This is a genomic window from Pseudoduganella rivuli (assembly GCF_009674485.1).
Classification (GTDB): Bacteria; Pseudomonadota; Gammaproteobacteria; order Burkholderiales; family Burkholderiaceae_D; genus Rugamonas; species Rugamonas rivuli_B.
The window spans coordinates 271120-291973 of the sequence record NZ_WKJJ01000002.1 but is presented as its reverse complement, the minus strand read 5'-3'; the positions used below and the strand labels follow the sequence as shown (position 1 = coordinate 291973).

The 20854-nt window shown below is 64.1% G+C and carries 22 protein-coding genes; 14 read left to right on the top strand and 8 right to left on the bottom strand.

Features of this window, described 5'->3' with window-relative positions:
• Positions 1–63: 63 nt before the first annotated feature.
• The 4 genes from GJ700_RS04030 to GJ700_RS04015 all read left to right on the top strand — a co-directional run bounded on the left by GJ700_RS04030 (position 64) and on the right by GJ700_RS04015 (position 3450).
• Positions 64–963: an N-acetylglucosamine kinase gene (locus GJ700_RS04030; protein ID WP_154371360.1), complete on the top strand. Its 900-nt coding sequence runs from the start codon at positions 64–66 to the stop codon at positions 961–963.
• Positions 964–986: 23 nt separating this feature from the next.
• Positions 987–1817 (top strand): N-acetylmuramoyl-L-alanine amidase, encoded by an 831-nt coding sequence (locus GJ700_RS04025; RefSeq protein WP_154371359.1) that lies wholly within the window; start codon positions 987–989, stop codon positions 1815–1817.
• A gap of 122 nt (positions 1818–1939) precedes the next feature.
• Positions 1940–2842 carry a LysR family transcriptional regulator gene (locus GJ700_RS04020; protein ID WP_154371358.1) on the top strand — a complete coding sequence of 301 codons (903 nt, stop codon included), beginning with the start codon at positions 1940–1942 and terminating at the stop codon, positions 2840–2842.
• Positions 2839–3450, top strand: coding sequence for a M15 family metallopeptidase (locus GJ700_RS04015; protein ID WP_371867814.1), 612 nt, complete (start codon positions 2839–2841; stop codon positions 3448–3450). Before GJ700_RS04020 ends, GJ700_RS04015 begins: the two co-directional genes overlap by 4 nt.
• Here GJ700_RS04015 and GJ700_RS04010 read toward each other — a convergent pair.
• From GJ700_RS04010 to GJ700_RS04000, 3 genes are all read right to left on the bottom strand, one after another.
• Entirely contained in the window at positions 3432–4721 is a 1290-nt protein-coding gene (locus GJ700_RS04010; protein ID WP_154371357.1) for a glycerate kinase type-2 family protein, read from the bottom strand. The genes GJ700_RS04015 and GJ700_RS04010 overlap by 19 nt on opposite strands.
• Positions 4722–4821: 100 nt before the next feature.
• A complete protein-coding gene (gene dacB, locus GJ700_RS04005; RefSeq protein ID WP_154371356.1) occupies positions 4822–6384 on the bottom strand; it encodes a D-alanyl-D-alanine carboxypeptidase/D-alanyl-D-alanine endopeptidase in 1563 nt (520 codons plus the stop codon).
• Between the two features lie 10 nt (positions 6385–6394).
• A complete protein-coding gene (locus GJ700_RS04000) occupies positions 6395–7633 on the bottom strand; it encodes a spore maturation protein (protein ID WP_154371355.1) in 1239 nt (412 codons plus the stop codon).
• Positions 7634–7752: 119 nt separating this feature from the next.
• Here GJ700_RS04000 and GJ700_RS03995 point away from each other — a divergent pair, with 119 nt between their 5' ends.
• Both GJ700_RS03995 and GJ700_RS03990 read left to right on the top strand, forming a co-directional pair.
• Entirely contained in the window at positions 7753–9558 is a 1806-nt protein-coding gene (locus GJ700_RS03995; RefSeq protein WP_154371354.1) for an ABC transporter substrate-binding protein, read from the top strand.
• A gap of 29 nt (positions 9559–9587) precedes the next feature.
• A complete protein-coding gene (locus GJ700_RS03990) occupies positions 9588–10481 on the top strand; it encodes a YihY/virulence factor BrkB family protein (protein ID WP_154371353.1) in 894 nt (297 codons plus the stop codon).
• Here the strand turns inward: GJ700_RS03990 and GJ700_RS03985 are convergent.
• Complete coding sequence (locus GJ700_RS03985; protein WP_154371352.1) at positions 10478–11785, bottom strand: ATP-binding protein; 1308 nt, start codon at positions 11783–11785, stop codon at positions 10478–10480. The two genes, GJ700_RS03990 and GJ700_RS03985, sit on opposite strands and share 4 nt — an antisense overlap.
• Before the next feature lie 145 nt (positions 11786–11930).
• On the opposite strand from GJ700_RS03985, the gene GJ700_RS03980 reads away from it, so the two are divergent.
• From GJ700_RS03980 to GJ700_RS03965, 4 genes are all read left to right on the top strand, one after another.
• Positions 11931–13205 carry a protease complex subunit PrcB family protein gene (locus tag GJ700_RS03980; RefSeq protein WP_154371351.1) on the top strand — a complete coding sequence of 425 codons (1275 nt, stop codon included), beginning with the start codon at positions 11931–11933 and terminating at the stop codon, positions 13203–13205.
• 73 nt (positions 13206–13278) lie between these two features.
• On the top strand, positions 13279–14184 hold the full coding sequence (locus GJ700_RS03975; protein ID WP_154371350.1) for a MipA/OmpV family protein: 906 nt from the start codon (positions 13279–13281) through the stop codon (positions 14182–14184).
• Between the two features lie 2 nt (positions 14185–14186).
• Entirely contained in the window at positions 14187–14876 is a 690-nt protein-coding gene (locus tag GJ700_RS03970) for a hypothetical protein (protein WP_229506789.1), read from the top strand.
• A gap of 55 nt (positions 14877–14931) precedes the next feature.
• The gene (locus tag GJ700_RS03965; protein ID WP_154371349.1) at positions 14932–15444 is read left to right on the top strand and encodes a nuclear transport factor 2 family protein; all 513 of its coding nucleotides are present in this window, start codon (positions 14932–14934) and stop codon (positions 15442–15444) included.
• On the opposite strand, the gene GJ700_RS03960 is transcribed toward GJ700_RS03965, so the two are convergent.
• Positions 15429–15872, bottom strand: coding sequence for a DUF3224 domain-containing protein (locus tag GJ700_RS03960; protein WP_229506788.1), 444 nt, complete (start codon positions 15870–15872; stop codon positions 15429–15431). The genes GJ700_RS03965 and GJ700_RS03960 overlap by 16 nt on opposite strands.
• 106 nt (positions 15873–15978) lie before the next feature.
• Between GJ700_RS03960 and GJ700_RS03955 the strand changes: the two genes are divergently transcribed.
• Complete coding sequence (locus GJ700_RS03955; protein ID WP_195763773.1) at positions 15979–16761, top strand: DUF6597 domain-containing transcriptional factor; 783 nt, start codon at positions 15979–15981, stop codon at positions 16759–16761.
• A gap of 6 nt (positions 16762–16767) precedes the next feature.
• Here GJ700_RS03955 and GJ700_RS03950 read toward each other — a convergent pair whose 3' ends face one another.
• Together GJ700_RS03950 and GJ700_RS03945 are read right to left on the bottom strand one after the other, a co-directional pair.
• Entirely contained in the window at positions 16768–17466 is a 699-nt protein-coding gene (locus tag GJ700_RS03950; protein ID WP_195763772.1) for a response regulator, read from the bottom strand.
• Positions 17467–17583: 117 nt separating this feature from the next.
• Positions 17584–18030 (bottom strand): SRPBCC family protein, encoded by a 447-nt coding sequence (locus GJ700_RS03945; RefSeq protein ID WP_229506787.1) that lies wholly within the window; start codon positions 18028–18030, stop codon positions 17584–17586.
• Positions 18031–18097: 67 nt separating this feature from the next.
• On the opposite strand from GJ700_RS03945, the gene GJ700_RS03940 reads away from it, so the two are divergent.
• On the top strand, positions 18098–19021 hold the full coding sequence (locus tag GJ700_RS03940) for a LysR substrate-binding domain-containing protein (RefSeq protein WP_154371345.1): 924 nt from the start codon (positions 18098–18100) through the stop codon (positions 19019–19021).
• 1 nt (position 19022) lies between these two features.
• On the opposite strand, the gene GJ700_RS03935 is transcribed toward GJ700_RS03940, so the two are convergent.
• Entirely contained in the window at positions 19023–19445 is a 423-nt protein-coding gene (locus GJ700_RS03935; protein ID WP_154371344.1) for a DUF2917 domain-containing protein, read from the bottom strand.
• 80 nt (positions 19446–19525) lie between these two features.
• On the opposite strand from GJ700_RS03935, the gene GJ700_RS03930 reads away from it, so the two are divergent.
• Both GJ700_RS03930 and GJ700_RS35845 read left to right on the top strand, forming a co-directional pair.
• Entirely contained in the window at positions 19526–20728 is a 1203-nt protein-coding gene (locus GJ700_RS03930) for an MFS transporter (protein WP_229506786.1), read from the top strand.
• The gene (locus GJ700_RS35845) at positions 20725–20850 is read left to right on the top strand and encodes a hypothetical protein (RefSeq protein WP_260117346.1); all 126 of its coding nucleotides are present in this window, start codon (positions 20725–20727) and stop codon (positions 20848–20850) included. Before GJ700_RS03930 ends, GJ700_RS35845 begins: the two co-directional genes overlap by 4 nt.
• Positions 20851–20854: the final 4 nt, after the last annotated feature.

The window sequence follows — 20854 nt, the reverse complement described above, 5'->3', positions numbered from 1 at the left end:
GGGACTTTTTTTCCAGAAGGAATTTTAGTCCCTGGCACCTTTTTGGTTAATGGAAATATCTGGATGACGATGCTGGGGCTGGGAATCGATGCTGGCGGGACGCAAACGCGGTGGGCGCTCGCGGACGCTGAAGGCGCGGTCGTGGCGGAAGGCCATGTCATGGGCTTGTCGGCGTTGCAAATGACCAGTGCAGCGGGCCGTGAAGTTGTGCACAGCACCTTTGCCGCGCTGGCGCAGGCCGTGCTGGCCTGTGGACAACCCCGCCGCGCCTGCGCCGGGTTGACGGGTTTTGGCGACGACGGCGCCTTGCCCGCGCAATGGCTGGCGCAGTTGCTGGGCATCGCCCCGGACCACGTCACGATATCGAACGACGTGGAAATCGCCTACCTCGACAGTTTTATGCCCGGCGCCGGTTACCTGGTCTATGCCGGCACCGGCTCGATCGCCGCCTATATCGACCCGCACGGCGCCTTCCACCGCGCCGGCGGCCGCGGCGTGGGATTGGACGATGGCGGCGGCGGTTACTGGATCGCCCGCGAAGCGTTGCGCCATATCTGGCGGCGCGAAGATGAAGCGCCGGGCGCGTGGCGCGACTCGCCCATGGCGCACGCGGTATTCGATCACGTGGGCGGCAGCGACTGGGCGTACTCGCGCCAGTTCATGTATGGCAGCGAACGGGGCGCCATCGGCCAACTGGCGGTGGCCGTCGCCGCCAGCGCGGAACAGGACCCGGTGGCGCAAGCCATCCTGCAGCAGGCCGGCCGGGAACTGGCGCGCATCGCGATGGCGCTGGTCTCGCGCTTCGGCGTGCGGCCCGTGGCATTGTCCGGCCGCGCGGCGGAATTGCATCCGCTGATAGAACACGCCATGCGTGATACGCTGCCACCCAACGTGCCGCTGCACCGCCACACGGTGCAGCCCCATTACGCGGCAGCCCGCCTGGCGGCGCGGCCCCGGTCCTGATCGTGAAAAAGCGGAGAGTTCCCTTGTTCAAAAAGCTGTTGTTGCCCCTGATTGCCATCCTGCTGACCGGCTGCGCCACCGCGCCGCCGGCCGCGCGGCTGGATAACACGTACACCGCGCGCAGCCAGAGCAGCCGCGTGAAATTCGTGATCCTGCATTACACCGTCGCCAATTTACCAGGCTCGATCAAGACGCTGACGGAACAGGCGGTCAGCAGCCATTACCTGCTGACCGACGAAGCCGAACCGAAGTTCTATGTGCTGGTCGATGAAGCGCGCCAGTCCAACCACGCGGGCCTGTCGAGCTGGAAAACCTTTTCCAACCTGAATCCCGCCTCGATCGGCATCGAGATCGTCAATCCCGGCTACACGGACCACGCGCGCGGGACTTATGCACCCTACAGCCAGGCGCAGATCGACCAGTTGATCCTGCTGCTGAAAGACATCGTCAAGCGCCACCAGATCGCGCCGCAAAACATCCTGGGCCACGCCGACGTGGCGCCGCAGCGCAAGCAAGACCCCGGCCCCATGTTCCCCTGGCAGCAACTGGCGGAAGCCGGCCTGATCGCGTGGCCGGATGCGGCCCAGGTGGCGGCCCAGCGCGCCGTGTTCGAGACACAGATGCCGGACATCATCTGGTTCCAGAAAAAACTCGCGCAGCATGGCTACGCGGTGGCGCAATCGGGCGTGCTCGACGACGCCACCCGCAACGTCCTGTTCGCCTTCCAGTCGAAATACCGCCAGTCCAGATACGACGGCGAGCCCGATGCGGAAACCGCCGCCATCCTCGACGTGCTGACCCGCACGCAAGCGGCCGCCCCCGTGCCGGTGGCGGCAACCCAGGAACTGCACTAAGCTGTAGTAGCGATACAGGCCGATACAAGCCGATACAGGAACACGATTGCGTGCAGCGGTGCGTTGGCCTATGCTGCACCGGTCTTGCCACCGTGGCAGGACTGGATTCCGGGAAATAAGCCATGCGGCTGCGTCACATCGAAGTTTTTCACGCCATCATGCAGGTCGGCACCATCAGCGGCGCCGCGCAAGTCTTGCACATCTCACAACCGGCCGTCACCAAAGTCTTGCAGCATTGCGAACAGCAACTGGGCATGCCGCTGTTCGAGCGCGTGCGGGGCAAGCTGTACCCGAAACCCGAAGCGCACCGCCTGTTTGCGGAAACTGAAAAGCTCAGCCGCGACCTGCTGGGCATCCGGCGGCTGGCCGCCAGTTTGAAAAGCAGGGCGGTGGAAACCGTGCGGCTGGTATCGACGCCGACTGTCGCCATCAGTGTGCTGCCGCAAGCCATGCGCGCGTGGCGCCAGGATTTTCCGGCCGCGCGCTGCGAACTGGGCACGCACCACACCAGTGAAATCGTCAACATCCTGCGGCTGGGCGAAGCGGACATGGCGCTGTCGCTGCAAGACCCCGGTCATCCGGGCATCGTTGCGGAAGCACTGGCGCAAGGCGTCATGACGGCCATCGCGCCGCGCGGCACATGGACGGACAGGCAATGCCGGCAGCCGCTGACGGCACAGGGATTGACGGGCGAATTGATCGGCCACGAAGACAGCGACCCGCTGGGCGCGCAAGTGCTGGCCGCGTGCGAAGCGCAGGACATCGAACCCGAATTCCGCACCGTGGTGCAGACGTACCAGATCGCCCGCTCACTGGTGGAAGCGGGCGGCGGCATGGCCGTGGTCGATCCGTTCACTGCGGCATCCGCCTCCCCGGCATTGGTGCAGTGCCGCCCGTGGGCGCCGGAAATCCCCGTGCAAATGTATTTGCTGACCGCCAGCCACGCACCGCTGTCGCATGGCGCGCGCCAGCTGGCCGATTGCATTGCCCGCGCGGCGCGCGAGCGGCTGGAGGGCTTTGCGTGAAGCATACGATTTCCAGCGAAGACGTGCCGTCGCATCCGGACTTCCGCCCCTTGGGCAGCATTGCCGGCATCCGCACCGATTTGCGCTATGCGAGCGCCAACAACTTCGTGGGCCGCGACCTGTATTCGCCCTACGATTGCGCGTGGCTGCACCGCGAAGCGGCTGCCGCAATGGAAAAGGCCGTGGCATGGCTGGCGCACGAGCGCCCCGGCTGCACGCTGCTGGTGCTCGATGCGCTGCGCCCACAGCGGGTGCAGCAACTGCTGTGGGATGCGCTGCGCGGCACGGACCTGCAAATCTACCTGGCCGAACCCGCGCGCGGCTCGATCCATTCGTTCGGCATGGCGGTGGACGTCACCATCTGCGACGGGCAGGGCGCTGAACTGGACATGGGCACGGCCTTCGACGACATGACGGACCGTTCCCACCCGGCGCTGGAAGGACAGATGCTGGCCAACGGCGAACTGACGGAAGCCCACCTGGCCAACCGCGACCTGCTGCGCGGCGCCATGATCGCGGCAGGCTTTGTCGGCATCAACACCGAGTGGTGGCACTTCGATTGCGGCGACCGCAATACCGTGCGGCGCGACTATGTCCGCGTGCTCTGAGCGGCGTCGCCCGTAATCACCAGCGCGCGGAAATCGTTGACGTTGGTGCGGGTCGGCCCCGTCATCACCAGGTCGCCCAGCGCCGCGAAACAGCCATAGCCATCGTTATTGTCCAGCATGGCCCTGGGGCGCAATGCCAGCGCCGCCGCGCGCGCCAGCGAATCCGGGCCGAACAGGGCGCCCGCGTTGTCTTCCGAGCCATCGATGCCATCGGTGTCGCACGCGATGCCATGCACGCCGGGCAAGCCTTGCAGCGCCACGGCCGTGCTGAGCAGGAATTCCGCATTGCGCCCGCCACGGCCGCTGCCGCGCACCGTGACGGTGGTCTCGCCGCCGGAAATCAAGACGCAGGGCGCCACGAACGGTTGCTGTTTCAGCGCCACCTGCCGCGCCAGCGATGCGTGCACGTGGCCGACGTCGCGCGCTTCGCCTTCCATGTCGTCCGACAGGATGTACGGCGTGACGCCGGCCGCGCGCGCCGTGGCCGCTGCCGCTTCCAGCGCCATTTGCGCGCTGGCGATCACGTGGTGGGTATTGCGCGCGAAGCGCGGATCGCCCGGCTTCGGCGTTTCACCGCGGCCGGACGCCAGGTGCTGTTCGATCGCGTCCGGCACCGCGATGCCGTACTTGCGCAGCACGGCCAGCGCATCGGCGCACGTGGTCGGATCGGGCAGGGTCGGGCCGCTGGCAACGATGCCGGGATCGTCGCCCGGCACGTCGGAAATCAGCAAGGTCACCACGCGCGCCGGGGCGCACGCCAGCGCCAGCCGGCCGCCCTTGATGGCCGACAAATGCTTGCGCACACAATTCATTTCGGAAATCGTCGCGCCGCTTTTCAACAGCGCCTTGTTCACCGCCTGCTTGTCTTCCAGCGTGATGCCATCGGCCGGCAGCGCCAGCAGCGCGGAACCGCCGCCGGAAATCAGGCACAGCACCAGGTCGTCTTCAGTCAGCCCCTGCACCATGGCCAGCATGCGCGCTGCTGCCGCGCGGCCCGCGCCATCGGGCACCGGGTGCGACGCTTCCACCACCTCGATCTGGCGGCACGCGGCGCCATGGCCATAGCGCGTGACGACCAGTCCGGACAACGCACCTTGACAGTGCGCTTCGACCGCCTGCGCCATCGCGGCGGCGCCCTTGCCGGCGCCGATCACCAGCGTGCGCCCGCGCGGCGGCGGCGGCAAATAGGCGGGCAGGCATCTGGCGGCGCTGACGGCGTCGACGGCGCTGGCATACATGTCCAGCAACAATTGGCGTGGTGCGGTGTTCATGGCATCTCCTGCATAGTTGGTATGCGTGAGATGCTATAGACAAAGCTTTGTATTGATAAGAACAGCAATTGTCAGATGATTCCGTACTCCCGGTATCGAATCAGAGTTTCGATCCTTGCACTGTGGCGACCCAGTCGATCAGCGCATCGCCCACCTTGCGCCCGTTGCCATTGCCCACCAGGTCGTGGTTGACGAACGCCACCACGACGCATTGCTCGCCATGCGCATCCGGCACATAGCCAGCAATCGCCACCACGTTTTTCAATGCCCCCGTCTTCACGCGCGCCCGCATGGCGGCGGGCGTGTCTGCCAGGCGGCGGCGCATGGTGCCGTCGATGGCTGCGATCGGCAGGCTCGTTAAGAGTTCCGGCATCCACAGCGAGCGCTGCGCCGCCTGCAGCAAGGCAGCCAGTTGCGCGGGTTTGATGCGCTCGCTGCGCGACAGGCCGGACCCGTTTTCCAGCACGATGCCGGTATCGTCGATGCCCAGGCGGCGCAGCCAGCCACGGATGGCTTGCTCGGCGCGCGCGGCGGTCGGTTCCGGCGGTGCTGCAGGCGCAGCAGGTGCGGTAATGCCTGCCGCAACTTGCGTCCCCAGCGGCCCGCCGCCAATCACGGGAATGCGCCCTGCCGGCGCGGCCACCGGCCTGCTGCCCAGCATGGGATCCGCTTCCAGGCTGCCGAGACTCAGGTACAAGGTGCGCGCCAGCCCGTTGTCCGACGTCTTGTTAATATCACGCAGCACTTCGGCCAGCGGCCGCGACACGTGTTCGGCCAGCAGTCTGGCCGATGCCGGCGTGGCGCTGTCACCGGACGCTTCGCGCGCCACGCCGCCAAACGCGCCACCCAGTTTCGTCCACGCGCTGCGGAACAGCCGCTCCGCGTAATCGCTGCGGTCGAGCAGATTCACGGCCACGCTCTTGGGCCCGCAATGGCGGGGAAACGTGCCATGCAACGTCACGGTGATGCGCGTGCCCTGCCTTGCCCACGTCGGCGGCTTCCAGCTGTCGTCCCATTTCGCGCAATCGCCATCGGTCAGTGGCATGTCCGCCACCACGTTGACCTTTTCCAGCTGCGGCAGCATATCGAGCCGCAGCTTGCCGCCCGTGGAATCGAGCGTGATGCGCAGCAGGTTCATGTTCAGCAACAGCGCATCGGGAACCAGGTTGTAGTACGCATCCGGATATTCGTCGAATGGCGGCGCGCCAAGGTCGGGACGCGCCGGCTGGAACAAGGTGCGGTCCAGCACCAGGTCGCCATTGATTTTGCGGATACCGGCCGTGCGCAGCTTTTCCAGCATGTGCACCAGCGCATCCTCGTTGAAATCCGCATCGGCGCCGCCCCGCAGATACAGGTCGCCTTTCAGCACGCCCCCCACCACGTCGCCATTGCTGCGCAACTCCGTGCGGCCCTTGAACACGGGCCCCAGCAATTCGAGGCCGGCAAAGGTGGTCACCAGTTTCATTGTCGACGCGGGCTGCATCGCCTTGTCCGCCTGGTGCGACAGCAGCACGGTATTACCCCGCAAGACCACGGCGCCCACCGCATCCTCCGGGATATTGGCCGCTTGCAGTTGCTTCAGCACGGGCTCGGGTAACGCTGCATGAGCGGCATGGCCAGCGCCGCATGTCAGCAGCGCGGAAACAATCAGGCGACGCAGCATGGATGACCCTTTAATGGAAGAACACGTAAGCCACGGCAATCGCGGTGATCACGCCCGCGAAATCCGCAATCAGGCCGCACGAAATCGCATAGCGCGTCTTGCGGATACCCACCGAACCGAAATAAAGCGCGACGATATAGAACGTGGTGTCGGCGGAGCCCTGGAACACGCACGCCAGGCGCCCGACAAACGAATCCACGCCATAGGTTTTCATGGCGTCGATCATCATGGCCTTGGACCCGCTGCCGCTCAATGGCTTCATCAGCGCGGTCGGCAGTGCGGGCACGAAATCCGTATTGAAACCCAGCCCCGAGAAGATCCAGTTGAAGCCGGACACGACGAAATTGAAGATGCCCGCGTTGCGGATCACGCTGATCGCCACCAGCATGCCCACCAGGTACGGGATCACCGTCAGCGACGTCTGTATCCCCCCTTTCGCGCCTTCGATGAAGGCTTCGTACACGTTCACCTTCTTGCGCAGCGCACCGACAATAAACACGGTAATCACGCCGATCAGCACCAGGTTGCTGAACACCTTGGAAAACGTCTCGATTTCCGTGCGGGTCAGGTACTGCGTGAAGTAGTAGATCAGCGAGACGATGGCCGCCGTGATCCCCCCCAGCCACGACAGCACGACGCTGTCGAACAGGTTGATGCGCTGGCGGACGGCCACGCCGATAATGCCCGTCACCGTGGCGACGTAGGTGGCAATCATGCACGGGATGAACACGTCGGACGGATCGGCTGCGCCCAGAATCGCGCGCTGCGCCATGATGGCCAGCGGAATCAAGGTCAGGCCCGACGTGTGCAGCACGAGGAACATGATTTGCGCATTGCTCGCTTCATCCTTGTTGGGATTGAGCGTTTGCAGGCTTTCCATGGCTTTCAGGCCGAACGGCGTCGCCGCGTTGTCCAGGCCCAGCAGGTTGGCGGAAAAATTCATCACCATGTGACCGGTGGCCGGATGGTCTTTCGGCACGTCCGGGAAAATGCGGGAAAAGAACGGTGAAATGATTTTCGCCAGCCAGCCGATGGCGCCCGCCTTTTCACCGATGTTCATGATGCCCAGCCACAGGGTCATCACACCCGCCAGCGGCAGCGCGATATCCATCACCCCCATCCGCGCCGACTCGAAAGTGCCGTCGATGATGCGCTTGAAAATCTCGTTGTCGCCCAGGAGTATCCATTGCGCCAGGGCGGCGGCGAAGCCGACGAGGAAAAAGCCGGACCAGATGTAATTGAGGGACATGACGAGCGCGCGGGATGCAAAGAGTGAAAGTATAGGCTGGTCCGTAGAAATACGGGTAGCCCGCCTGGCGCGCGATGCCGTATGCTGTTGCCCGCAACCGTACCGGACTCCATAGCAAAATGACACGTTTCCAACCATCCGCAGTCATCTTGACGGCCGTATTGACTTCCCATGCGGCGGCCGGCGGCGAGCCCCCGCTGAAACCGCCCGGCCCGCACGACAAAGTCTTGCGCACCTTCCTGTCCACGGGCGAGACGACACTGGACCCCGCCACCGCGTCCGATATCGCCACCCTGGCCCTGCTGGAAAACCTGTTCGACCCGCTGCTGCGCTATGAATACCTGGCGCGCCCCGTCAAATTGCAAGCCAATGCCCTGCGCGACATGCCGCGCCTGGACAAGGATGGCGTCACCTACACGTTCCACCTGCGTCCCGGCATTTACTTCACGCCCGATCCCGTCTTCAAGGGCAAGAAGCGGGAAGTCACGGCGGACGATTACGTCTACAGCATCAAGCGCCTGTACGATCCGGTGCTGAAATCGCCGTGGCTATTCCTGTTCGACGGCAAGCTGGCGGGCGACGCCGCGCTGAAAAAACGCTTCGATGACGCCACCGCGATTCCCGGTTTGCAGGCAATCGACCGTTACACGCTGAAAATCCGCCTCAACCAACCCGACCCGAATTTCCTGTATTACCTGGCCATGCCCGCCACCAGCGTGGTGGCGCGCGAAGCGGCGCAAGCCTATGGCGCGCAACTGGGCAACCATCCGGTCGGCACGGGACCGTTCATGGTGGGCGAATGGAAACGCAGCGACAAGATCACGCTGCTGGCCAACCCGGGCTTCCGCGATACCGTGTTCCACGCCGGTCCCGACACGCCGTCTGAAACGCGCAGCTATGCGGCCAAGCTGGAAGGCAGGCGCCTGCCGCTGGTGCAGCGCATCGAAGTGAAAGTGATGGAGGAATACCAGTCGCGCGTGCTGGGCTTCTTGAACGGGGAATTCGACTATATCGAGCAGGTGCCGGAATCCATGCGCGACCTGGTGCTGGCCGATGGCCCGTCTCCGGTACTGAAACCGGAACTGGCCCGCCGCGGCATGGAACTGTCGCCGTTTCCCGTGCTGCAGACGTACTACATGTGGATGAACATGGACGACCCGGTGATCGGCGGCTATGGCAAGGACAAGATCGCGCTGCGCCGCGCCATTGCACTCAGCTACAACGGGCCGGAAGATATCGCGCTGCTGAAAAAGGGCCTGGCGCTGCCCGCGCAATCGCCGCTGCCGCCCAATGTGCGGGGCTACGATCCCGCCTACCGGAGCCCCGTGGCATACGATCCCGCGCTGGCGCGCGCCCTGCTGGACCGGTTTGGCTACAAGGCCGGCAAGGATGGCTTCCGGACCTTGCCCGATGGCCGTCCGCTGCTGCTGACGATGCACACGGAACCCACCACCGTGGGCCGGCTGCGCGATGAATTGTGGCGCAAGAACCTCAATGCCATCGGGCTGCGCGTGCAATTCAAGAGCGACAAGAAGACGGAAATCATCAAGGCATCGCGGCTGGGCAAGGTCATGATGTTCGAGACCAACTGGATCGCGGACTTCCCCGATGGCGACAATTATTACCAGCTGCTGTACGGCCCCAACAGCGGCCGCGCCAACTACGCGCGCTTCAACCTGCCCGCATACAACACGCGCTACGAACAGGCGCGCACCCTGGGCGATACGCCGGCGCGACGCACGCTGTACCACGACATGAACCAGCTGATTCACGCGTACACGCCATGGGTGGTGCTGACGCATCCGGTATCGGCCGATATCCGCCAGCCGTGGCTGAAAAACTACAAGCGCCATCCGGTCGAACAAACCAACTGGCGCTACCTCGATATCGATATTGCCGAGCGTAATAAAGCTGCTGCGCGCTGACTGAAGCGCAGCCTGCGTACAATGGCTGCATGCGTATACTCAACCGTAAGGCCGCGGCCTGGGTTGCAGCCCACCCCGTGGCATTCTTTATTCAGTGCATCAACGGTTTCCGCGCCAACCAGGGCTTGCTGCTGGCGGGAGCGGTCGCTTATTACTCGCTGTTATCGATCGTTCCCCTGCTGATGCTGGTGGCCGTGGTGCTGTCGCACTGGTTCGACGATGCGGAATTGCTGCAAACCATAGGCCGCTACCTGGAATGGCTGATCCCCGGCCAGTCGCGCGCCATCGTCCATGAAGTCAGCCTGTTCCTGCAACAGCGCGGCGTGATCGGCTGGGTGCTGGCGGGCACCATGCTGTTTTTCAGTTCACTGGCCTTCACCGTGCTGGAAAACGCCATGTGCGTGATCTTCCTGCACCGCGTGGCGATCCGGCGCCGCCATTACCTGGTGTCGGCCATCCTGCCGTATTGCTACATCCTGTCGCTGGGCATCGGCGCGCTGCTGGTGACGGTGGCGGCCGGCGTGCTGCAAGTGATGGGGCAAAAGGAAGTGGTGTTGCTGGGTCACGCGTGGTCGCTGCAGGGGGTGTCCGGTTTCCTGCTGTACATGCTGGGCGTGGCTGGCGAAATACTGGTGCTGACGTCGATTTACCTCGTCATGCCGGTCGGGCGCCTGTCATTTTCCCATGCGCTGATCGGCGGCATCACGGCGACGGCGCTCTGGGAAGTGGCGCGCCATGTGCTGGTCTGGTACTTCACCACCTTGTCACAGGTGAACGTCGTCTATGGTTCGCTGACCACCGCCATCGTCGTCATGTTCAGCCTGGAAATCGGCGCCACGTTGCTGCTGTTCGGCGCACAGGTGATTTCAGAATTCGAGCGGGTGGGACGGGACAAGCACAAACCCGTCGCGGCGCGGTTTTAAACGGGCAGGCGCACGACAAAACGCGCCCCGCCCAGCGCACTGTCTTCCACGTGCACCGCGCCGCCATGCAGCGCGATGGCCTTGCGCGCGATCGACAACCCCAGGCCAAAGCCGCCCGTATTGCGGTCGCGGCTGCGGTCCAGCCGGTAAAACGGTTCAAACACGTGCTCCCGCTCGTCCGGCGGAATACCGGGACCGTCATCGTCGATCGTGATTTCCACATGGTCCGGCAAGCGCACGGCCGCCACCACCACTCGCTGCGCCGCATATTTTCCGGCATTGCCGGCCAGGTTGCCGATGGCGCGCATCAGCAGCCGCGCATCGCCGTCCAAGGTTCCCAGCTCGTCCGCCACCTGGACCTCGATATCGGCGCCGGGCGGCAAACCAGCCATGCAATGGCGCAGCGCGGGGGCCAGGTCGAACGCCTGCCGCTGCAATGGCTGTCCGCTGTCGAGCCGCGCCATGCCGAGCAACTCGCCGACCAGCGCATTCAATTCCACCAGGTCCTGTTCCATCGCGGCGATGCGCTTTTCCAGCGCGGGATGGGATCGCGCGTCCGCCGCGCTGCGCAGCAATTCCAGCCCGAATTCCAGCCGGGCGATCGGCGTGCGGATTTCATGCGACACCGAATGCAGCAGGCTGCGCTGCGACTCCAGCAATTGCCCGATACGGGCCGTCATGGCGTTCATGCGTTCGGCCAATGGGTAAATGCTGGCGGAGCGGGGCATGACGGCGCGCGCCGACAGGTTGCCCGCGCCGACATCATCGGCCACCCGCGACAGATGCTGCAAGCCCTGCCAGTGCGAGCGTGACCACAGCGCAATCGGCGCCAGCAAGGCCAGCGCCACGATCGCGTAACGCAACGCTTCCTGCCGTAAGGCCTGCGACGTATCGATCGGCAAGCCCTGCGCATGGATCACGTCGTCGTCGCTGCCCACATAGCGTTCGCCCTTGAGGTCCACGCGGCGGTAGAACGCCTTGTTGGCCACGTCGATCACCACATCGCCCTGCGCCAGCGCCGCGTGGCGGCCTGCCGGCAGCGCCGCGCGCACCTGCGCCAGCGGCACCAGGTCATAGCGCACGTCGGACACTTCGCGCACCTTGTTCAGCCGGGCCAGCCATTCGTCGGGCGGCGCCTGGTCCACGTAATGCTGCAAGAGGAAGATTTGCGCCGCCGCCTGGCGCCGCGCGATATCGTCCAGCGGGTCGCCATACAGCCGGCTGATCGCAAAATGCACGGCGAACGCCGCCCCGGCGATGGCCAGCATCACCAGGACGAAGAAGCGGAAGAACAGGCGGTTCATGGGGCCGAATTGTATAAGAGTTAACTTCCGGGGACCCCGAAATTACAAATTTTAGACAATTCCGGTACATTTCGAAGGGGAAATCGCCGCCATCGCCACCTAAAATGGTTGTATCGAATACAAGAAAATCCACTTAGGAGGCATCGTGATCAAATTGGCTGGACTGAAGCAATCTTCGCTGCGACTGGAACCCATGGCACTGGCACTGGCGGCCCTCGTCTCCCTCAGCGCGTGCGGCGGCGGTGGCGACGCACCGCAAATGAGCGCGGCCGTCACGCCCGGCACGCAGGGCATCGCCGTGGGCGAACCCAATCCATCGGCGCAGGTGGACAAGAACGTGTTCATCAAGATGGCGCAGGGCGCCGCCTGCAGCGACAAACGCAACCGCCTGTACATCATCGACAATGCGCAAGTGTTCTGGGACGTGGCCGGCAGTTGCGCCGACGCTTCCTATTCCCAAACGCTGTTTGGCGCCACCCCGGACAAGGTGCTGTGCCGGTCATACGATTCGATTGCAGGCCCACGAACCAGTTGCACGAATCCGGATCCCGCCGCTCTGGAAGGGTTCGGCGGCATCATCAAGAATCTCGACAAGCCCAACCTCGGCATGGACAGCACGCACAAGGTGGAAATCGTGGATTTGACGCCTCAGGTCAAACTGGGCAACACCGTGCAGTTCGAACAGTTGATCGTCAACCAGTACTCCGGCAACAGTACGCTGGAAAACCTGACGGTGCGCGATGCCAAGGGCTGGTCTGAAATGTGGAAGCGGATCAACGCCAATATGACGGAGTTGCCGCCCGAGCCATGGGTCGATTTCAGCAAGAAAATGGTGGCAGTGATCTTTGCCGGCAATGCGAGCAATGGATGCTCGGGCGTCGGCGTGGTGCGCGCGTCGGAACAGGATGGCGTGCTGCATGTGGAATATGCGAATGCGCCGGAACCGGAACCGGGCGTGATGTGCACCATGGCCATCACCAGCCCCGTCACCGCGGTGGTGGTGGACAAGTTCGACAACGTCAAGTTTGACCAGATCAAAGCCACGCCCGTGAAATTCAAGCGCATCGAGACCCAGCTGAGCACGACGGACCAGACGGCGCCGTTTACCGCCGTGGTGTCGGATGAACTCAAACTGCGCAAGCTGTGGAACCAGTACGTGGATGCCGCCACGGTAATGCCGTCGATCGACTTTTCCACGCAAACGGTCTTGTTTGCCTGGGGCGGCCTGGGCATGACGTGCCAGTCGACCACGTTCACTGGCGTATTGCGCGCCGGCGGCAAGCTGTATGCCAGCGTGCAAAACCGGACGCCCGGTCCGGCCACCGATTGCATCATGGGCGTGAAAGGCGCCGGCGACGTGGTCATCATCGACCGCAGCGACGAGCCGGTGGTGTTTTCAAGCAGCGTGGTGCAGTTTTAACGGAGACGGATGGAGAGCGGGGACGCTAGAATGACGGCCTGTCCCGTCATCCGGCTCTGACTATCCATCCACTATGCGCGAGTCCCTATTCTTTCTCCTGGCTGGCGCCGCTTGTTGCGGCGCCGCTCCCGCTTGGGCGCAAGCGCCCGAACCCGGCCTGATGCCGGACGGCAGCTATGACATGTATGCCGGCCTCGGTGTGCGCTCGGCGCCGAACTACGAAGGAGGCGGCGACCGCAAACAGCGCTTGATGCCGGTATTGCAGGTGGGATGGAGCAATGGTGCGTTCATTTCCGGCATGAGCGCCGGCTGGCACTGGTCGTCCACGCCGGGCTTCGAATATGGCCCGCTGCTGTCTGTGCACGCGGCGCGAAGCCAGCACGGTTCCAGCGTGCTCGATGGTGCCATTTCCGTCAAAGCCGACATGGGCATCGCTGCCGGCACCAGCATCACCGGCATGGCCAAAGCCTCGTACCGCCTGCGCGACATTCATGCCCGTATCGAAGGCGGCTTCTTCGCCAATTACTATCTGGCCAACCGCTTGCGCCTCACCAACAGCGTACTGTATGGCGCAGGGGAAGCGCGCAACGGCTTGCGCTGGACTGCGGACCTGCAACGCGGCGCGATCGAACTGGCGCCACACCATACGCTGTCGCTGTCGGCCGGCGCCACGTTCGGCAACCGCGCCTATAACACTGGATACTTCGGCCTGCGCTCGGAGGATGTGCTGGCCATCATGCCAGTGAAGCTGGTAACCGATGCCAAGAGCGAGCCGGCGCCGCCGGTGTGGGCCTATGCGCCATCGGGCGGCATCAAGGATATCCATGCGGGCGCACGCTGGAACTGGGCGCTGTCGCCCGCCTGGCTGCTGACCACCAACGTGCAGGTCACGCAATTGCGCGGCGGCGCGAAAAACAGTCCCCTGACCGATCGCGCCACCGGCGTGTCGGTGTCCACCGCGCTGGCTTACCGCTTCTGACCATGAAACCGATCCAGTCCCTGACCGCATGCATCGCCCTGGCCGCCACGGTGGCCGGGGCGCCCGTGCATGCACAGGACAGCGACTGGCTCAGCTACCGCGACGCGTATCGCGGCATGGTGGCGTTTGAAAAATACGGCAAACCCAAGCAATTCCTGCAGCAGCATTACCAGGTCGGCGCGCGCGACGGCAGCCCGTTGCCGGTGGATTTCAGGCTGGCCTTGTCCGGCAAGACCATGCAACTGAATTTGCCGCTCGACGCGGTGGGCCGCGCCGTGTTCCCGCTGCTGAAGGCCGCGTATGACGAAAACGCGGTATTGACCGTCAACCGCAAGCTGGGTGCGTATGTGTTCCGCCCCCGCATCTCGATCGTGGTGCGGCCGGACGGCGTCTACGAAGGCGCGGAACTGCGCGCCGCATGCGAACAGGCGCTGGATTTCCAGCGCACCGTGAATGCGGCCGGCTACCGCGACAAGCACTGCGTGGGCGTGCGTTTTACGTTTGCAAAGAAGCCGGACGCCGACGTGCGCTGGAAAGGCGGCGCACCGCTGCCGGCCGTTCCCGGCCCGGCGTTCCCGGATGAAGCGGGCAATGCCTACAGCGTGGTAACCGTGCGCTTCGATGCGGCCACCGACAAGGGGCAGGTGGTAAGCCAGAATGCGCCGCTGGCGGTGTCGCCGGTGTTTGAATGACCGCCGGGACAATTCCAGTTAAAGTGCTGGTTTATCAACCGGAGGGAACACGTCAATGAAAGCATTGAAGCTGGTAGTGGCAATGGCATTCATGGCGCTGCAAGCGCAATGGGTCCAGGTGCAAGCTGCACAATTCGACTGGGAAGCCAGCGCGCGGCAGGCTGACGAAAGCTACTGGAACGCTTACAACAACGTGGATCCGCAAGGCATGAATGCCATGCTGGCCGATGACGTCGAGTTTTATCACGACCGTGGCGGCAAGATCCTGGGAAAAAAAGCGCTGGCGGCCACCAACGAGGGCATGAAAAAAGCCGAGCATCAGCTGCGCCGGGAAGCGGTTCCCGGCACCGTGCGTTTTTTCCCGATGCGGAAAGGCGACGATGTTTATGGCGTCATGGTCACGGGTGAACACCGCTTCTATGTGCTGCCGAAAGGGCAGCCGGAATTCCTCGTCGGCCGCGCCTACTTTACCCAACTGATGCAACTGAAGGGAAACGCGTGGAAGATTTCACGGATCTTCAGCTATGAGCATGTGGATGCGGAACAGGCAAGTCAGGGCAAGCTGTAGGTCAGCCCATAATAATGCTTGCCTCCTTCGACCCTGATCGTCATCGTGCCTTTCAGTCCCTGCAATTCGCCGGTGCCTGAATCCGGCACGACGTTTACCGTCAATGCCGGCGTGCCTTTCTCCATCAGGCCGGAATGCTGCAGGAAGAACGTCCCCTTGCGGCCTTCCAGCGTGGCCGTGACCTGTTCCAGCGCCACGTAGCCAGCCGAACCCTTGACCGCCGTCCGCACCGCCAACATTTCACCGATGCTGGCGCCTTCCAGCGGGCCATGGAATACCTTTTCAAGACGCTGCCGTCCCCAGGGCTGGGAATCCGGCTGCGGCGTCATGTTGATGTCGAAGGTACCGCTGACTTCCATCGTGTGGCCTCCTGCCGCGTGGGCTGCCACGCACGCGGTAACGAGTAATAGGGAAATGGCGCGCTTCATTGTTGCTCCTGTAAGATTCGCTTCCCACAGTAGACCGCACACCCCTGCTCCAATGATTGGAAAAACGCGACACGCCACGCAAACACCTGCCGACGAACCGCGCGGCGTGCTGGTACCCCGATTCGAACAGGGCCGGTTCAGCCATGACCGGCAGGCGCCATGCGCCGCGCTGGCTGAACTGGTCGAGCATTACTGGCATGTGGCGTGGGATATGGACGGCCATCCGCCGCAGACGCAGGAAACCCTGCCGCACCCGAACGTGCACCTGGTGATCGAACACGATACGGAAGGCATTCATGGCGTGCATACGGCGCGCTATACCAAGCTGCTGGCAGGACGGGGTTTCGCCTTCGGCATCAAGTTCCGTCCCGGCGGTTTCCAGCCCTTCCTCGGCCGCCCGCTGGCCACGATTGCCGACAGCAAGCTGGCGCCGGACACCGTGTTCGGCGCGGCGGGGCTGGCGTATGCGCAGCACATCCGTTCATGCGGCGATGCCCCGTCGCGGTTCGCCGCCGCGGAAGCCCTGCTGCTGGCGCGCCTGCCGCAGCTGGCCGTGCATGGCGACGTGGCGCGCGCCAATGCACTGGTCGCGGCCATCGCGGCCGATACCGGCATGGTCACGGTGGACGCGCTGGCGGAACATTCAGGCTTGAACAAGCGCAGCTTGCAGCGCCTGTTCCAGCATTATGTGGGCGTGGGTCCCAAGTGGGTCATCAAGCGCTACCGCATGCATGAAGCGGTGGCGCAGCTGCAGGCCGGCGTTCCCGTGAAACTGGCGCAACTGGCGCTGGACCTGGGTTACTTCGACCAGGCCCATTTCGTCAATGAATTCACTGCGCTGGTAGGCAAGCCGCCGGGGGAATACCTGCGGACGTTGCCGGCTGGCTGATACCGGTCACTCCCACGCCGACGGCGAAAACAGATATCCCTCGCCCCACACCGTCTTGATGCGCTCGCCGTCGTGGTCATCGAACTTCTTGCGCAGCTTCGAGATACTGTTGTCGATGCTGCGGTCCAGGCCGTCGAATTCGATGTTGCGCATTTTTTTCAGCAAGCTGTCGCGCGACAGCACGGTGCCGGCCGATTCCGCCAGCACCAGCAACAGTTTGTACTCGGTGTTGGACAGGGCCATGGGTTTGCCGTGCCAATGCACCACGCGGTCCGTCAGGATGATTTCCAGCGCGCCGAAGCTCAGGATTTCCGGGCGCACCAAGGCGGTTTGCGCCACCGGCGGCGCGGCGCGGCGCAGCAAGGCGCGCAGGCGGGCCAGCAGCACGCGCGGCTGCACCGGCTTGTTGACGAAATCGTCGGCGCCGAATTCCAGCAACGCCACCTGGTCGTAACTGTCGTCGCGCGCCGTCAGCACCAGCACGGGCACCTGGCTGACCGCGCGCAACTGGCGGCACACTTCGTTGCCGGGCAAGCCGGGCAACATCAGATCCAGCACCACCACGTCCGGCGCGAACGCATGGAAGCGCGCCAGCGCTTCGTCGCCGCGCGCCACCACGTGCACGTCGAATTCATTGGCGGCCAGGTATTCGGCAATCAGTGAAGACAGCCGCTCGTCGTCTTCCACCAGCATCAGTTTGGTCATGACACCTCCTGGCCGGCATTGTACGCAGCATGGCGCAACCATGCCATGACTGACATGGGGTAATCCACCACCGCCCGGGCCATGCCGGGCTACACCTGGCGTACGGCAACCATGCCATCAGGGAGGAGTACGCCCATCCATGCGTACCAGCTGTTCTTCCAGCCGGTCCAGGTTTTCGCCATTGGCATGGGTGACGAATTCCCGCAGTTTCGCGCATGTTTCCGCCGAGGGAAAACGCATGGTCCAGTGCAACAGGGTTTTGCCTTCCTGCTCGATGAACGCAAAAATCGCCTTGAACGGCGTGCCCAGCACGTGGTCGAATTCAATGCGTTCCGGCCGCCTGATGAGCGAAAAAACCGATTCATTGGGATAATTGACGCCGTCCGGCCCGTGCATGGTGAATTTCCACAGGCCGCCCGGCTCGAAATCGAATACTTTGAAGGTATTGGTGAAGCCATCCGGCCCCCACCAGCGGGCGAGGATGGAGGGATCGCTGAAAGCGCGAAACACGCGTTCACGCGGTGCATCGAAGATACGTTCAGTGACGACATCGCAATCACTCATCGTAACCTCCCTCATAATGTCAGTTCTGGCATTCTAATAGTTTATTAATATTTTTTCCGGAGAGATGATGCAAAACAGGCTAGTTTCACTGCCGCCACTCGATGCGTTGCGCGGATTTGTTGCAGCCGCGCGCCGCCTCAGCATTACTGCCGCGGCGGCGGACCTGTGCCTGACCCAGTCGGCTGTCAGCCGCCAGATCCAGGCGCTGGAGGAACGGCTCGGCGTCCAGCTCTTTATCCGCAACAGCCGCAGCATTGCGCTGACGGAAGCGGGCGAGCAATTATTCCACCTGGCATCGCCTTGGCTGGACAAACTGGCCGACCTGGCCGATGCGCTGCAACAGGAAAAGCGCGTGAAACCCGTGACGATTTCCGCCAGCATCGGCGTGGCGTCGCTGTGGATCTTGCCGCGCCTGGGCGCGTTCCAGGCCGCGCACCCGAATATCGACATCCGCCTGGCCGCCAGCAACCGCCTGGTCGACCTGAAGCAGGACGAAGTCGACCTGGCGATCCGCTATGGCGGCCGTGCCCATGTGCCGGACGATGCGCTGCATTTGTTTGGCGAAGCCGTGGTGCCGGTGGCCAGCAAGGCGCTGGCGGCAACCGCGTTCGACAAGCCGGACGGCGTGCTGGATCACGTCTTGCTGGACCTGGACGACCGTGGCCGCACGTGGCTGCACTGGACGCCGTGGCTGGCCGCGCACGGCATGGACCAGCGCCAGCCCAAGGGTTACCTGCACTTCAACCAGTACGACCAGGTGATCCAGGCCGCCATCGAAGGCCATGGCGTGGCGCTGGGCCGCCTGGCGCTGGTGTTGCCGATGCTGAAGGATGGCCGCCTGGCCGCGCAAATGGACCAGCGCATGCAGGTCGACGGCTATGGCTACTGGCTGCTGCAGGCGGCGCCCCATCCGCGCCCGGACGTGGCGATCTTCCGCGACTGGCTGTTGCAGCAGGTGGCGCAAACGTCGCAGCAAATGGCCGTGGCGTAACCTACCGAAAACGTAACCACCGTAGGGCGGTTTCGCGCCAGCGAAGCCGCCATGCCCGCAGTACCGCCCACCGTGCCATGCCATCCCGCGCCTCGCACCCCAATTCAAACGCCGCATGCGGCTCCTGTCCCAGCGCGGAAAAATAATGCCGCTGCGTCGGCGGCAGCAACGCGCTCTCGCCCGCCCCCAGCACCACGTCTTCGCCATTGCGGAATCCGGTAATCCACAAGTATCCCGCATGGCAGCGCACCCGCACCGTGCAGACCGGCGCCAGTGCCGCGCTTTCCCCCGCGTGTAACGTGAATTGCATGATGCCCTCCATTTCATGAATGTCGCTGTCAGTGCTGGCATTGTCGGCGGCCCGCGCCGGCGGGACAAACGGCGAATTCGCATCCGTCGCATGCGTGGCGCGCATTGAAGGCATGCCAAATGACCGTTGGCGCGAAGGGGGACGCCGTCGCTATGCTGGCATTACTGGGATTATTGGGTTCAACGGAGACCGGCATGGACAAACTCAAATCACCGCTGGCCGCGATCGTGTGCGGCGGCATCATCATGGGACTGGCGCTGGGCATGCGCCACGTGCAGGGGTTATTCATGTTGCCGATGACGTCCGCGCGGGGCTGGGGCAGGGAAGAATTCGCGCTGGCGATTGCACTGCAAAACCTCGTGTGGGGCGTGGCGCAACCGTTCACCGGCATGATCGCCGACCGCTGGGGTTCGCGCCGCGTGCTGGCCGGCGCGTGCCTGCTGTATGCGGCAGGGCTGTACCTGATGGCGCACGCGGCCACCGGCATGGAACTGGCGCTGGCAGGCGGGCTGCTGATCGGCCTGGCGTTGTCCGGCACCGCGTTTGGCACCGTGTACGGCGCGCTGAGCCGCATCGTGCCGCCGTCGCGGCGCGGCTGGGCGCTGGGACTGGCCGGCGCGGTCGGCGGCGTCGGCCAGTTCGCCATGGTGCCCGCCACGCAGGGCTTGATTTCCGCGCTGGGCTGGCTGGTGGCGCTGGTGCTGATCGCGTTCGTGCTGGCGTTTGCCGCGCCGCTGGCGTACCCGCTGGATGACAGCGCGGCGGCGGGCAATGCGCAACGGCAGGGTGGCCAGTCGCTGCGCCACGCCATTGCCGAAGCGCTGACGCACCGGGGGTTCTGGCTGCTCAACCTGGGCTTTTTCGCGTGCGGCTTCCAGTTGGCGTTCATTGCCGGGCATTTGCCGGCGTACCTGGCCGACCGGGGTTTGTCCGCCAATACCGGCGTGGCGGCGCTGGCCATCGTGGCCCTGGCCAACGTGGGCGGCATTTACGTGTGCGGGGAACTGGGCAACCAGTACCGCCGCAAGCACGTGCTGGCTTACCTGTACCTGGTGCGCTCGGCAGCCATGCTGCTGTTCGCCACCCTGCCGCTGTCCACGCCCGGCGTCTATGCGTTCGCGTTCGTCATGGGGGCGACGTGGCTGGGCACCGTGCCGCTGACCAACGGTCTCGTCTCGCAAGTGTTTGGCGTGCGCTATATCTCGACCTTGTTCGGACTGGTCTTCGTCGGCCACCAGTTGGGCGGTTTCCTCGGCGTGTGGCTGGGCGGGCGCGTGTTCGATGCGACCGGGTCGTACCAGATCATGTGGCTGGCGTCCGTCGCCTTCGGATTGATTGCGGCCGCGCTGCACTGGCCCATCGACGACCGCGCCATCGCGCGCGCGCAGCCGGCATGAACGAACGTCTGATGCACTGGCTGCTGGCGGCGGTGCTGGCCGCCGTCAGCGCGTGGGCGCTGTGGGCCATCCGGCAACCGGAATTCGCCCACCTGCTGGCATCGCTGATGCCGCTGTGCTGACCTT